The organism is Streptomyces sp. bgisy159 (assembly GCF_057707805.1).
Window position 1 is genome coordinate 85,007 of the sequence record NZ_JBYIQX010000006.1, and the last position, 12,593, is coordinate 97,599.

The window sequence follows — 12,593 nt, forward strand, 5'->3', positions numbered from 1 at the left end:
CGGCTGCTCGCGGGTGCGGGGACCGTCCCGGAAGTGTCATCGGCCGCGGTGACCCGGTGCGGACCGTGCCGGGCCCCCGGCCGACCGGTCCGGGTGCGTGACCGCCGACGGCGGCCCCAGGCTGGCCCCATGACCATTCAGAGCCCGGTCCAGCGCGGCGGCCCCGAGCGGGGCCGGTTCGAACGTCCGGCCGAGAACGCGTCCAATCTGACGAGCTCCCCGCTCTTCTTCGTGATCTGCCTCGGCCTCGTCGCCTTCTTCGTCGCCGCGCACGCCGCTCACCTGTCCGTTCCCTGGCTGCTCCTCGCCGGCGAGTCGATGACCGCGGTCACCCTGCTGCTGCTCGCACTGCTGAAGAACTCCGAGAGGCGCGCCGAGCACGCCATCCAGCGCAAGCTCGACGCCATCGCCCGGGTCCTGCTGGCCCTGGAACTGGAGGGCGAGGACCGGGACGGAGCACTGCGGGACCTGCGGAAGTCGATCCGTATGGAGGAGGAGACGTAGCACGGATCACCGGGCCCCGGGCGGCCATCCGGTGGAACCTGGTGCGCTCGGCCGTTGCGCTCCCCGGCGGGCGCCGGGCGAGAGACGATTCTGCAGACCCGGATTCCGCTCCGCCAGAACCTCGCCAAGGGGCCGTATGGACATCCTCCTCGTCGCCAGCGCGTTCAACAGCCTGTGCCAGCGAGCCTACGTCGAGCTCTCCGACCTCGGGCACCGCGTGAAGGTGGTGCTCGCCTCGCACGGCGATGACGCGGTCCGGGCCGCCGTGCGGGAGACCGACCCCGAGCTGATCGTGGCGCCGATGCTCCGCACGGCCGTACCGGAGGACGTGTGGCGCACGCGCCCCTGTCTGATCGTGCATCCGGGACCGCCCGGCGACCGGGGTCCGTCCTCGCTGGACTGGGCCGTCGCCGAGGGGGCGCCCCGCTGGGGGGTGACCGTGCTGCAGGCGGAGGCCGCGATGGACGCCGGGGACGTCTGGGCCTCGGTCCCGTTCACCGTGGCGCCCGTCGGCAAGAGCGACCTGTACCGGCAGGAGGTGTCCGACGCCGCGCTGGCCGCCGTGCGGCAGGCGGTCGAGCGGTACGCGGGCGGGTCGTTCAAACCACGCCCGCAGAGCGACCCGTCGATCGGCGTGGTGTGGCGGGACTTCTTCCGGCAGGAGCGGCGGCGCGTCGACTGGGCGGCCGACGACACGGCGACGGTCCTGCGCAAGCTGCGCGGGGCCGACTCGCAGCCGGGTGTGCTCGACGAACTCCTCGGCCAGGAGGTCTTCCTGCACGGCGGTCACCCCGAGGACCGGCTGCGCGGCCGCCCCGGCGAACTGCTGGCCACCCGGAACGGCGGGGTGTGCCGGGCCACCCGCGACGGCGCGGTCTGGATCCCCGAGCTGCGGCCCCGGCGCGGCTCGGGCGACCCGGCCCCCTTCCGTCGGCCCGCCACCGACGTGCTCGGCGACCGGGTGCGGGGCCTGCCCGAGGACTTGGTGCCGCTGGAGCTGCCTGCCGAGCGGCGCACCTGGGCGGACATCGGCTACCGGCGGCTCGGCGACGTCGGTCTGCTCAGCTTCGGCTTCCCCGGCGGCGCGATGAGCACCGACCAGTGCCGGCGCCTGCTCGCCGCCTACCGCTACGCCCTGGCCCGGCCGACGTCCGTGCTGGTGCTCGGCGGCGGGCGGGACTTCTTCTCCAACGGCATCCACCTGAACGTCATCGAGGCGGCCGCCGACCCGGCCGGCGAGTCGTGGACCAACCTCAACGCCATGGACGACCTCGCCGAGGCGGTCCTGCGCACCACCGACCGGCTGGTGGTCGCGGCCCTGGGCGGCAACGCGGCGGCGGGCGGGGCGATGCTCGCGCTGGCGGCGGACGAGGTGTGGTGCCGTGCCGGTGTCGTACTCAATCCGCACTACCGGCGCATGGGGCTGTACGGGTCGGAGCTGTGGACGTACAGCCTGCCCCGGCGGGTCGGCGAGGCGGAGGCGGCGCGGCTGACCGAGGAGGCGCTGCCGGTGAGCGCGGCCACGGCGGTCCGGCTGGGGCTGGCCGACCGGCTGGTGCCGGTCGCGCCCGGCGCGTTCCGCCCCGAGGTGGAGCGCCTGGCCGGCGCGCTCGCCGCCGACCCGCGGCTGCCCGAGCGGATCGCCGCGAAGCGGGCGGCCCGCGAGCGCGACGAGGCGCGGCGGCCGCTCGCGGAGTACCGGCGCGACGAACTGGCCCGGATGCGCCGCGTGTTCTTCGACCCCGCGGCGCCGTACCACGCGCTGCGCTCGGCGTTCGTCCGCAAGGTGCCGAGCGGTTCGCCCCGGCCGCTGGCCCCGGTGCCGGAGCCGGGTGGCGCCGCCGGCCGGTAGCCGGCGCGTCACCGCCGTCATGACGACCCCGTCCGCGTGGAGGAGTGTCCGTTGAGTTTTCCCCGTCTGCTGGTGGCCGGAGTCGGCAACATCTTCCTCGGCGACGACGCCTTCGGCCCGGAGGTCGTGGTCGCGCTGCGCGACCACCCGCTGCCCGCGGGGGTGACGGTGCGGGACTTCGGCATCCGGGGGCTGGACCTGGCCTACACCCTGCTCGACGGCTGGGACGCCGTGGTGCTGGTCGACGCCGCCCCGCGGGGCCACCGCCCGGGCACCCTCTCCGTGGTCGACCCGGAGCCGCCCGCCGCCGCCGACACCGCCCCGGAGGCGCACGGCATGGACCCGGTGAAGGTGCTGGCCCTGGCCGCGCGGCTGACCGACGGTCCGCTGCCCCGGGTGGTGCTGCTGGCCTGTGAGCCGGAGCGGCTGCCGGACCACGACGCCGACGTGGTGGGCGGTCTGAGCGATCCGGTACGGGCGGCCGTCGCGGCCGCCGTGCCGCTGCTGCACACCGTGGTGGGGCGGCTGCTCGCCGACCCGGCCGCCCCACTGGTGTTCGGCCGGGCGGAGGAATCCGGGGCCCCGCCTCCGGCCGGTCCCCGGGGATCCGCGGCTCCCGGAGCGCAGGATCGGGGCGGGGCCCGGCCCGCCGGCTCCGCGCTCGACTCCCCGCCCCTCACCTTCCCGCCCAGCAAGGAGCACGCATGATGTGCCGGTCCGTGGACGTCAGGCAGGCCGTGATGGCGAAGAACGACGACCTGGCCGCCGCCCTGCGCACCGATCTCGGCCGCCAGGGCGTCACCGTCGTCAATCTGCTGTCGAGTCCGGGCAGCGGCAAGACCGAGCTGCTGACGGAGGTGCTGACCCGGGCGGTGCGACGGGAGATCCCGGTGGCGGCGCTCACCGCCGACCTGGCGACGGAGAACGACGCCCGGCGGCTGGCCCGCTCGGGCGCCCCCGTCAAACAGCTGCTCACGGGCGGCCTGTGCCATCTGGAGGCGCAGCAGGTCCGCGGCCATCTGGACGGGTGGCTGCCGCCGACGGCCGAGCTGCTCTTCGTGGAGAACGTCGGCAACCTGGTCTGCCCGGCGGCCTACGACCTCGGCGAGGCGCTGCGGATCGTGCTGATGGCGGTCACCGAGGGCGAGGACAAGCCGCTGAAGTACCCGACCGCCTTCGGCTCCGCCCATCTGGTGGTGGTGACCAAGACCGACCTGGCGGTCGCGGCCGGCTTCGACGAGGACGGCTTCGCGGGCAACGTCGAGCGGGTCAACCCGGGGGTGCCCGTCGTACGGACCAGCGCGCGCACCGGGGAGGGCGTGGACGCGCTGCTGGAGCGGGTCCTCGCCGCACGGGACGGCGCCCCGCCGCATCGGCCCGCGCTGGCCGCGCCCGAGCACCGGCACGCCGCGTCGTGACCGCCCCCGCCGCGGCGGCCGTCCGGCTGCGGGTAGGGGTGCGGGGCGTGGTGCAGGGAGTCGGGTTCCGGCCGTTCGTGCACCGGCTGGCCACCGAGGAGGCACTCGGCGGCTTCGTGACCAACCACTCGGGCGGGGTGCTGATCGAGGTCGAGGGGCCGCCCGACGGCGTGGACCGGTTCTGCGCCCGGCTGGTGGCCGAGCCGCCCGCGCTCGCCTGTGTCACCGGCGTCGACCGAGCGCCCGTCCCCGCCACCGGCGCGGACACCGGCTTCACGATCCGGCCCTCCGAGCCGGGCGAGGGCCGTACGGTACTCCCGGCGGACACCGCGACCTGCGCGGAGTGTCTGCGTGAGCTGGCCGATCCGGCCGACCGGCGCCACCGCCACCCGTTCATCACCTGCACCCACTGCGGGCCCCGCTTCACCATCGTCACGGCGCTGCCGTACGACCGGGCGACGACCACCATGGGCGGCTTCCCGATGTGCGCGGCGTGCGCGGCGGAGTACGGCGACCCGGGCGACCGCCGCTTCCACGCCCAGCCCGTGGCCTGCCCGGACTGCGGCCCCCGGCTGCGGCTGGTCCCGGCTCCCGGGCTGGGACTGCGGCCCGTCGAGGGGGCCGACGCGCTGACGGCGGCACGCCGGCTGCTGGCGGCCGGGCGGATCGTCGCCGTCAAGGGTCTCGGCGGCTACCACCTGGCCTGCGACGCCACCGACGAACGGGCCGTGGCCGAGTTGCGGGCCCGTAAGCGGCGCGCCGGCAAGCCGTTCGCGGTGATGGCCGCCGACCTGGCCGCCGTCGCGGAGATCGCGGAGGCCGGGGAGGCGGAGCGGGCCGCGCTGGCCGGTCCCCGCCGCCCCATCGTGCTGCTGCGTCCGCGCGGCGGCCCGCTGGCCCCCGGGGTGTGCCCGGGCAGCCCGCATGTGGGGGTGGTGCTGCCGTACACCCCGGTGCACACGCTGCTGTTCGGGCTGCCGGGCGATCCGCCGGGCCCCCGGCTGCTGGTGATGACCAGCGGCAACCGCTCCGGTGAGCCCCTGGTCACCGACGACGCCGAGGCCCTGACCCGGCTGGCCGGTCTGGCCGACGCCTGGCTCGCCCACGACCGCGCCATCACGTCGCCCTGCGACGACTCGGTGCTGCGGGTGCGGCCGGACGGCACCGAGCAGGTGCTGCGCCGTGCGCGGGGCTATGTCCCCCGGCCGCTGGCGCTGCCGTTCACCGCGCCGCCGGTGCTGGCCGCGGGCGGTGACCTGAAGAACGCGCCCTGTCTCGGCGCGGGCGCACAGGCGTGGTTCGGACCGCACGTCGGCGACCTGGGCGACCTGGCGTGCCTGGACGCGCTCGGGCGGGTCGAGGGCACGCTGCGGCGGCTGACCGGCATCCGGCCGGAGGTGGTCGCCGCCGACCGGCACCCCGGCTATCACTCGGCGCGGTGGGCGCGCCGGTACGCGGACGGCCGGCCGGTGCGGCTGGTCCAGCACCACCACGCCCACGTCGCCTCCGCCATGGCCCAGCACGGGCTGGACGGCACCGTTCCGGTGATCGGGGTGGCCTTCGACGGCACCGGCTACGGGGACGACGGCACGGTGTGGGGCGGCGAGGTGCTGATCGCCGACTACCGCCGCCACCGCCGGTTCGCGCATCTGGCGCCCGCTCCGCTGCCCGGCGGGGACGCCGGGGTGGCCCATCCCCGCCGGACCGCCCTGGCCCGGCTGTTCGCGGCAGGCATCCCGTGGGACGAGGAACTCCCGAGCGCCGCGGCCTGTTCGCCCGCGGAACGCCGGGTGCTGGCACGGCAGTTGGAGCGCGGCCTGGCCTGTGTGGCGACCTCCAGCGCGGGCCGGCTGTTCGACGCCGTCGCCTCGCTGACCGGTCTGTGCCACCGGGCGGACCACGAGGCGCAGGCCGCGCTGGCGCTGGAGGCGGCGGCCGGCCGGGCCGGGGCGGCGGACACCGGTGGCTACGCGTTCGCCCTGTCGGCGGGCGCCCCGGTGCTCGTCGACCCGGCGCCCGTGCTGCGGGCGCTCGTCGCGGACCTGCGGCACGGCACTCCGACGGCCGTGGTCGCGGCCCGCTTCCACCACGCGCTGGCGGCGGCGGTCGCGGCCGTGTGCCGGCGGGCGCGCCAGGACACCGGCATCGCGACGGTGGCCCTGACCGGCGGAGTGTTCGCCAACGCGCTGCTGGAGGAGTCGAGTCACGCCCTGCTGTCCGAGGACGGCTTCACGGTCCTGCGGCACCGGGAGGTCCCGCCGGGCGACGGCGGACTCGCCCTGGGCCAGCTCGCGGTGGCGGCCCACCGCCCCTGCCCCACCTCTCCAGCCTCCCCCGCCTCCCCCGCCTCCCCCGCCTTCCCCGCCTCCCCCACCTCCCACGCCGACAACACGGAGTGACATATGTGTCTGGCAGTGCCCGGCCGGGTCCTGGCCATCGAGGACGGCAGCGACCCCCTGACCGGGCTCATCGACTTCGGCGGCGTGCACAAGCGCGTCTGCCTGGAGTACGTCCCCGAGGTCGCGGTCGGCGAGTACGTGATCGTCCACGTCGGGTTCGCCCTGCAGCGGCTGGACGAGGAGTCGGCGCAGGCGTCGCTGCGGCTCTTCGAGGAACTGGGGCTGCTGGAGGAGGAGTTCGGAGACGCCTGGGGGCGTGCGGCGCAGGAGGCCGGTCAGCCCCGTACCGCTGAGGAGGAAGGAGCCCGGTGAGGTACATCGACGAGTTCAACGATCCGGAGCTGGCCCGCAAGCTGCTCGACGAGATCCACGCGACGGTGACCCGGCCGTGGGCGCTGATGGAGGTGTGCGGCGGTCAGACGCACTCCATCATCCGGCACGGCATCGATCAACTCCTGCCCGAGCAGGTGGAGTTGATCCACGGTCCGGGCTGTCCGGTGTGTGTGACGCCGCTGGAGGTCATCGACCGGGCGCTGGCCATCGCCGCCCGGCCGGAGGTGATCTTCTGCTCGTTCGGGGACATGCTGCGGGTGCCGGGCACCGACCGCGACCTGTTCCGGGTGCGCAGCGAGGGCGGTGACGTCCGGGTCGTGTACTCCCCCATGGACGCCCTCGACCTCGCCCGCCGGCACCCCGACCGGGAGGTGGTGTTCTTCGGTATCGGCTTCGAGACCACCGCGCCCGCCAACGCCATGGCCGTCCACCAGGCCCGCCGGCTCGGCGTCGGCAACTTCAGCCTGCTGGTGTCGCACGTGCGGGTGCCGCCGGCCGTCGAGGCCATCATGACCGCACCGGCCTGCCGGGTGCAGGGGTTTCTGGCCGCGGGACACGTGTGCAGCGTGATGGGCACCGCCGAGTACCCGGACCTCGCCGAGCGGCACCGGGTGCCGATCGTGGTCACCGGGTTCGAACCGCTGGACATCCTGGAGGGCATCCGCCGCGCCGTGCACCAGCTGGAGCGCGGGGAGCACCGGGTGGAGAACGCCTACCCGCGGGCCGTGCGGGACGCCGGCAACCCGGCGGCACTGCGCATGATCGAGGAGGTGTTCGAGGTCACCGACCGCTCCTGGCGGGGCATCGGACGCATCCCGGACAGCGGCTGGCGGCTGACCGAGGCCTTCCGCGCCCACGACGCCGAGCACCGTTTCGACGTGAGCGGCATCCGCACCGAGGAGTCCGCCGTGTGCCGCAGCGGCGAGGTGCTGCAGGGGCTGATCAAGCCGACCGAGTGCCCGGCGTTCGGCACCACCTGCACCCCGCGCACCCCGCTGGGCGCCACGATGGTCTCCAGCGAGGGCGCGTGCGCGGCGTACCACCTCTACCGGCGCATGGACGGCACCGCACCGGCCGCGACCGCCCCCAAGGAGATGAACCCCGTTGGCTGACCCGACCGTCACGGCACCTGTGGACCCGTCCGTCTGGTCCTGCCCCGCGCCGCTGCGCGACCAACCGGTCGTCGTCATGGGGCACGGGGGCGGCGGCGCACTGTCGGCGGAGCTCGTCGACACCGTCTTCGCACCCGCCTACGGCAACGCCACGCTGGCCGCGCTGGCCGACTCGGCGGTGGTCCGGCTCGGCGGCGCCCGCCTGGCCTTCGCCACCGACTCCCACGTCGTGCGGCCCCTGTTCTTCCCCGGCGGCAGCATCGGCGACCTGGCCGTCAACGGCACGGTCAACGACCTGGCGATGAGCGGTGCCGTGCCCGCGTACCTGTCGACGGCGTTCGTGCTGGAGGAGGGCGTCGGCATGGACGTCGTCGAACGGGTCGCCCGGGCGGTCGGTGCGGCGGCCCGGGCGGCGGACGTCACCGTCGTCACCGGGGACACCAAGGTGGTGGAGGCCGGCCACGGGGACGGGGTGTACGTGACGACGTCGGGCGTCGGGCTCGTCCCGGACGGCGTCGACATCCGCCCCGACCGGGCGCGGCCCGGCGACGTCGTGATCGTCAGCGGGCCGGTCGGCCTGCACGGGGTGGCCATCATGAGTGTGCGCGAGGGCATCGAGTTCGGTGTCGAGATCGCCTCCGACACCGCCCCGCTGGCCGCGCTGGTGGCGACGATGCTGTCGGTGACCCCCGACCTGCACGCGCTGCGCGACCCGACCCGGGGCGGCCTGGCCGCCGCCCTCAACGAGATCGCGCGCGCCTCGGGCACCGGTGTGCGGCTGTCGGAGCGCGCCGTCCCGGTGCCGGACGCGGTGGCGAACGCCTGCGGGTTCCTCGGGCTGGACCCGTGGTACGTCGCCAACGAGGGGCGGCTGGTGGCCTTCGTGCCGCCGGAGCACGCGGAGGCGGTGCTCGCGGCGATGCGCGCGCATCCGCAGGGGGCGGGCGCGGCGGTCATCGGCGAGTGTGTCGCCGAGCACCCCGGGATGGTGGTGGCGTCGACCGGCCTGGGCGGGACACGGGTGGTGGACCTGCCGCTGGGTGAGCAGCTGCCCCGGATCTGCTGAGGCCGGTACCGGGACCGGGGACGCGTGGTCCGGCCGGCCGCTCGCGGCCTACCGCCGGGTGTCCCGTGTCCCCGCACGGCCGACGGCCCGCGCCGCGCACGGCGCGGGCCGTCGGTTCTCAGTGCGCCGTCTCGGCGAACTCGATGCCGGTGATCTCCAGTTCCCGTCCGCTGCGCAGCCCGTCGGAGGGCCGGTCGCAGCGCGGGCACCAGAAGAAGGGCGGTACGCCGACCGCGAACTCCGTGTCACAGGGCGCGCAGTGGGCGACGGCGGCCACCTCCTGCACGACCAGGTCGGCCGCGGCGAGGGTGGTGCCGTCGCGGGCCACGTCGAAGGCGAAGGCGAGGGCGTCGGGGACGACGCCGGAGAGTTCGCCGACGCGCACGTTCACCGCGGACACGGGGCGGCCCGCGCCGTGTGCGCGGGCCGCCTCGTCGGCCTGTTCGACGATCGCGGTGGCGATCGACAGTTCGTGCACGGCCGTCACCCTGAGTGGTGGGAGCCGGCCGGGGAACCCACCATCCGCCAGATCCTGATCTCGCGCACGAGGCCGGGCATCTCCCTGATCAGCAGGGCCAGGGCGGCGGCGGAGACGAGCGCCGCCTGGGCGGTCAGGACCCGCCGGGCCGTCAGCTGTGCCATCTCTCCTTCTTTCTGCTTCCTGGGGCCGGTCCCGGTCCCGCCCCGGCTCAGCCCGGGGGGATGTTGGGCATGGCCTTGAGGATCGCGTTGTGTTTCTTCCAGTGGATGCCGGTGGAGCGGCGCGCGTCGGCGGTGCCGTCCTTGTGGTGGCCGGCCTGGTGTCCGTAAGGGCCCTTGTTGCCCTGGTGGAGGCCGAAGACGTGGGTGGGGGTGTCCGGCTTCACGGCCGGTCTTCCGACCCGGATGCTTCCCATGTGGTACTCCCTTCGGTGCTGTCGGCCAGGTCCGTGAAGAACCGCTCGACGGCCGGCCACACGCGGGTGCCGCCGGACAGTCCGCGCCACTCCCGCCGTACGAGAGCGACCAGCCGGAAGCAGTCGTCGACCGGCACGATCCAGTGGTGGCCGGCCCCGCGCGCGGTGTTCATCAGCAGGGCCTCCACGTCGGGGGCCACGCTTCCCACCAGTGGACACCCGGTGGCCACCTCCCGCCACGCGGCGGCGGCCACCTGCCCGTGGACGGCGCCGGCGGGCCCGGGGTAGTGGGCCACGACGGTGCCGTCGGCGTGCGGGACGAAGAAGGCCAGGCCGACGGGGACGCCGAGTGGGGCGGTGTCCAGCGGGGGCAGCCGCAAACGGCGTTCCGGGATCAGCCGGTAGTGGGCCCCGCTCGTTCCGTCCCGGACGAACAGCAGCGAGCAGGGGCGGCAGGCGCAGAGCACCTCCTGCCGTTCGCCGTCGTACAGGTGGCGGTGGCCTTGCGGCACGGGGGCCGCGCACAGCTCGCAGCGTTCCTCGGCCGCCGTGCGCAGGTCGGCGCCGGAGCGGATGACCCGGGCGAGCGCGCCGCCGGTGTTCATGGCGTCCCCCGCCGGCGGCCGGGCGCGAGGGTGAGGGTGTCCAGCGGTACGAAGGCGGCGGTGCCGCCGGGTTCGGGGGCGCGTTCGACGCCGTGCAGTTCGGGGGCGACGGCGAGGAGGGTGTCGCGGACGGCGTCCATGACGCCGGCGGCCGTCGAGCCGCAGCCGCCGGCGCGCAGCCGTACCCGCGCCACTCCCTCGTCGACGCCGACCAGTTCCAGGTCTCCGCCGCGCTCACGCAGGGGGCCGCGCAGCCGTTCGACGGCGCGGTCCAGCCGGGGCAGCACCTGCTCGGGGTGGACGTCGTGCAGCACCATCAGGTGCCCGAGGAGTTCGTCGTCGGCCAGCGCCGCCGCCAGGGCCGGGTCGGCGCGGTCCAGGACGCGGGCCAGGGCCTCGCCGTACACCTCGGTCAGGGCGCGTACCGCCGCCAGGGCGTCCCGGGAAGTGGGCCCGGGACTGCTCTCCAGGCGTTCGAGCAGGTCGTCGACGCGGGCCAGGCGGGCGGCCACGGCGTCGGCGCCGAGCCGGGTGGCCCCGGCCGTGGCCGGCTCGGCGGCGGGAGTCCCGGCCGCGGGGGTGTCAGCCGCCATGGCCGGCCCCGTACGTCGGCGAGTGCACCGTGGTGAGGGTGTTGCCCTTGCCGAGGTACATGTGGACGCCGCACGGCAGGCAGGGGTCGAAGCTGCGCACGGTGCGCATGATGTCGACGCCCTTGAAGTCGTCGGGCCCGTTCTCCTCGAAGATGGGCTGGCCCTGGACGGCGTCCTCGTAGGGGCCGGGGGTGCCGTAGCTGTCGCGCGGGCTGGCGTTCCACGGGGTGGGCGGGTACGGGTGGTAGTTGGCGATCTTCTTGTCCTTGATGACGAGGTGGTGGGAGAGGACGCCGCGCACGGCCTCGTGGAAGCCGCAGCCGATGGCCTCCTCGGGCACCTCGAAGTTCTCGAACACCTTGGTCTCGCCGGCCCGGACCAGGTTCATCGCCTTCTCCACGAAGTCGAGGGCCATGGCGGCGGCGTACGCGACGAAGTAGGGGCGTGCCCGGTCACGCTCGATGGTGTTGCTCCACCGCGGGATGCTCCACTCCAGCGTCTGCTCGGGCAGCTTCTCGCTCCTGGGCAGCGTGATGCGCACGCTGTGGCCGGTGGCCTTGACGTACTCGGTGTCGACGAGGCCGTTGAGGGCGGTGGACCACAGCCGGGCGAGGGGGCCGCCGCCGGTGTCCAGGGCCAGGTGCCGGTCGGTCTGCTGGTGGTACCAGCGGGGGCTCATCACCCAGCTGTAGTTGCCGTCGAAGTCGCGCTTCTGCGGCACCGGGACGGTGGTCTGGTTCCACGGGTGGCGCATGTCGACGGGGTTGCCGAGCGGGTCGTGGGTGACGAAGGGTTCCTCGGTCCGCCAGTCCTCGTAGTAGGAGCTGCCGAGCATGATGCGCATGCCGAGGTTGATGTCGACCAGGTTGTTGGTGACCAGTTCGCCGTCGACGATGATGCCGGGGGTGACGTGCATCGCCTTGCCCCAGTCGTTCATCGTCTCGTAGCGGTAGTCGCAGACGTCGGGGTTCTGGAACGCGCCCCAGCAGCCCAGCAGGATACGGCGGCGGCCGACCTCCTCGTAGCCGGGCAGGGCCTCGTAGAAGAAGTCGAAGACGTCGTCGTTCATCGCGACGGACTGCTTGACGAAGTCCAGGACCTTCATCAGGGCGGAGAGGTAGTCGGTGAAGAGGGTGGGGGTCGCCATGGTGCCGACGCCGCCGGGGTACAGGGTCGACGGGTGGACGTGGCGTCCCTCCATCTTGCAGAACATCTCCCGGGTCAGCCTGCTGACCTTCAGCGCCTCTTTGTACGTCTCGCCCTCGAAGGGGTTGAACGAGCGCATGATGTCGGCGATGGTGCGGAAGCCGTGGATCTGCGCCCTCGGCGCGTCGGTGCGCTCGGCGCGGGCCAGGACGCCCGGGTTGGTCGCCTTGACCATGGCCTCGCAGAAGTCGACGAAGACCAGGTTGTCCTGGAAGATCGTGTGGTCGAACATGTACTCGGCGGCTTCGCCGAGGTTGACGATGTGCTCGGCGAGCGGCGGCGGTTTGATCCCGTAGGCCATCTGCTGCGCGTAGTTGGAGCAGGTGGTGTGGTTGTCGCCGCAGATGCCGCAGATCCGCGAGGTGATGAAACCGGCGTCACGGGGGTCCTTGCCCTTCATGAACACCGAGTAGCCGCGGAAGAGCGACGAGGTGCTGTGGCACTCGACCACCTCGCGGTTGGCGAAGTCGATCTTCGTGTAGATGCCCAGGTTGCCGATGATCCGGGTGATCGGGTCCCAGGACATGTCGACGAGCTGAGCGGGTTTGCGCTCGCCGGTCCCGGCCCGGTCCTCGGTCTGTGTCATGTCACTTCCTGATGTGTGGGGTG

The 12,593-nt window shown here is 74.2% G+C and carries 14 protein-coding genes; 8 read left to right on the plus strand and 6 right to left on the minus strand.

The genetic code is table 11. The annotated features are described in order from the left end of the window. The first annotated feature begins 129 nt into the window (after positions 1 to 129). From AC3ET3_RS08640 to hypE, 8 genes are all read left to right on the plus strand, one after another. Entirely contained in the window at positions 130 to 504 is a 375-nt protein-coding gene (locus AC3ET3_RS08640) for a low affinity iron permease family protein (protein ID WP_432138019.1), read from the plus strand. Positions 505 to 640: 136 nt separating this feature from the next. Continuing rightward, positions 641 to 2,356, plus strand: a complete 1,716-nt coding sequence (locus tag AC3ET3_RS08645; protein ID WP_435611927.1) for an enoyl-CoA hydratase-related protein — start codon at positions 641 to 643, stop codon at positions 2,354 to 2,356. A 51-nt stretch (positions 2,357 to 2,407) separates the two neighbouring features. After that, positions 2,408 to 3,064, plus strand: coding sequence for a hydrogenase maturation protease (locus AC3ET3_RS08650; RefSeq protein ID WP_432138017.1), 657 nt, complete (start codon positions 2,408 to 2,410; stop codon positions 3,062 to 3,064). Further along, entirely contained in the window at positions 3,064 to 3,774 is a 711-nt protein-coding gene (hypB, locus tag AC3ET3_RS08655; RefSeq protein WP_432138103.1) for a hydrogenase nickel incorporation protein HypB, read from the plus strand. Before AC3ET3_RS08650 ends, hypB begins: the two co-directional genes overlap by 1 nt. Further along, the gene (hypF, locus tag AC3ET3_RS08660; protein WP_435611928.1) at positions 3,771 to 6,173 is read left to right on the plus strand and encodes a carbamoyltransferase HypF; all 2,403 of its coding nucleotides are present in this window, start codon (positions 3,771 to 3,773) and stop codon (positions 6,171 to 6,173) included. Before hypB ends, hypF begins: the two co-directional genes overlap by 4 nt. Before the next feature lie 3 nt (positions 6,174 to 6,176). After that, a complete protein-coding gene (locus AC3ET3_RS08665; RefSeq protein ID WP_432138015.1) occupies positions 6,177 to 6,485 on the plus strand; it encodes a HypC/HybG/HupF family hydrogenase formation chaperone in 309 nt (102 codons plus the stop codon). Continuing rightward, positions 6,482 to 7,618: a hydrogenase formation protein HypD gene (hypD, locus tag AC3ET3_RS08670; protein ID WP_432157364.1), complete on the plus strand. Its 1,137-nt coding sequence runs from the start codon at positions 6,482 to 6,484 to the stop codon at positions 7,616 to 7,618. Before AC3ET3_RS08665 ends, hypD begins: the two co-directional genes overlap by 4 nt. Next, positions 7,611 to 8,684 (plus strand): hydrogenase expression/formation protein HypE, encoded by a 1,074-nt coding sequence (gene hypE / locus AC3ET3_RS08675; protein WP_432157363.1) that lies wholly within the window; start codon positions 7,611 to 7,613, stop codon positions 8,682 to 8,684. The genes hypD and hypE overlap by 8 nt, the downstream gene beginning before the upstream one ends. 118 nt (positions 8,685 to 8,802) lie before the next feature. Here hypE and hypA read toward each other — a convergent pair whose 3' ends face one another. From hypA to AC3ET3_RS08705, 6 genes are read right to left on the minus strand one after another with little or no spacing between them, the layout of a single operon-like run. Further along, positions 8,803 to 9,162 (minus strand): hydrogenase maturation nickel metallochaperone HypA, encoded by a 360-nt coding sequence (gene hypA, locus AC3ET3_RS08680; protein ID WP_432138012.1) that lies wholly within the window; start codon positions 9,160 to 9,162, stop codon positions 8,803 to 8,805. Positions 9,163 to 9,167: 5 nt separating this feature from the next. Further along, positions 9,168 to 9,326, minus strand: a complete 159-nt coding sequence (locus tag AC3ET3_RS08685) for a hypothetical protein (protein WP_432138011.1) — start codon at positions 9,324 to 9,326, stop codon at positions 9,168 to 9,170. 47 nt (positions 9,327 to 9,373) lie between these two features. Continuing rightward, positions 9,374 to 9,580, minus strand: a complete 207-nt coding sequence (locus tag AC3ET3_RS08690; RefSeq protein ID WP_432138010.1) for a hypothetical protein — start codon at positions 9,578 to 9,580, stop codon at positions 9,374 to 9,376. Continuing rightward, entirely contained in the window at positions 9,547 to 10,185 is a 639-nt protein-coding gene (locus AC3ET3_RS08695) for a DUF5947 family protein (RefSeq protein ID WP_432138009.1), read from the minus strand. The genes AC3ET3_RS08690 and AC3ET3_RS08695 overlap by 34 nt, the downstream gene beginning before the upstream one ends. After that, entirely contained in the window at positions 10,182 to 10,778 is a 597-nt protein-coding gene (locus AC3ET3_RS08700; RefSeq protein ID WP_435611929.1) for a NifU family protein, read from the minus strand. The genes AC3ET3_RS08695 and AC3ET3_RS08700 overlap by 4 nt, the downstream gene beginning before the upstream one ends. After that, positions 10,768 to 12,570: a nickel-dependent hydrogenase large subunit gene (locus AC3ET3_RS08705; protein WP_432138007.1), complete on the minus strand. Its 1,803-nt coding sequence runs from the start codon at positions 12,568 to 12,570 to the stop codon at positions 10,768 to 10,770. The genes AC3ET3_RS08700 and AC3ET3_RS08705 overlap by 11 nt, the downstream gene beginning before the upstream one ends. Between the last annotated feature and the right edge of the window lie 23 nt (positions 12,571 to 12,593).

What these genes read in the sequence shown, in the direction of transcription:
- AC3ET3_RS08685 (WP_432138011.1), bottom strand. Translation starts at nt 9,326, where the DNA reads ATGGCACAGCTGACGGCCCGGCGGGTCCTGACCGCCCAGGCGGCGCTC.
- AC3ET3_RS08640 (WP_432138019.1), top strand. Translation starts at nt 130, where the DNA reads ATGACCATTCAGAGCCCGGTCCAGCGCGGCGGCCCCGAGCGGGGCCGG.
- AC3ET3_RS08700 (WP_435611929.1), bottom strand. Translation starts at nt 10,778, where the DNA reads ATGGCGGCTGACACCCCCGCGGCCGGGACTCCCGCCGCCGAGCCGGCC.
- hypB (WP_432138103.1), top strand. Translation starts at nt 3,064, where the DNA reads ATGTGCCGGTCCGTGGACGTCAGGCAGGCCGTGATGGCGAAGAACGAC.
- AC3ET3_RS08665 (WP_432138015.1), top strand. Translation starts at nt 6,177, where the DNA reads ATGTGTCTGGCAGTGCCCGGCCGGGTCCTGGCCATCGAGGACGGCAGC.
- AC3ET3_RS08645 (WP_435611927.1), top strand. Translation starts at nt 641, where the DNA reads ATGGACATCCTCCTCGTCGCCAGCGCGTTCAACAGCCTGTGCCAGCGA.
- AC3ET3_RS08690 (WP_432138010.1), bottom strand. Translation starts at nt 9,580, where the DNA reads ATGGGAAGCATCCGGGTCGGAAGACCGGCCGTGAAGCCGGACACCCCC.
- AC3ET3_RS08705 (WP_432138007.1), bottom strand. Translation starts at nt 12,570, where the DNA reads ATGACACAGACCGAGGACCGGGCCGGGACCGGCGAGCGCAAACCCGCT.
- AC3ET3_RS08695 (WP_432138009.1), bottom strand. Translation starts at nt 10,185, where the DNA reads ATGAACACCGGCGGCGCGCTCGCCCGGGTCATCCGCTCCGGCGCCGAC.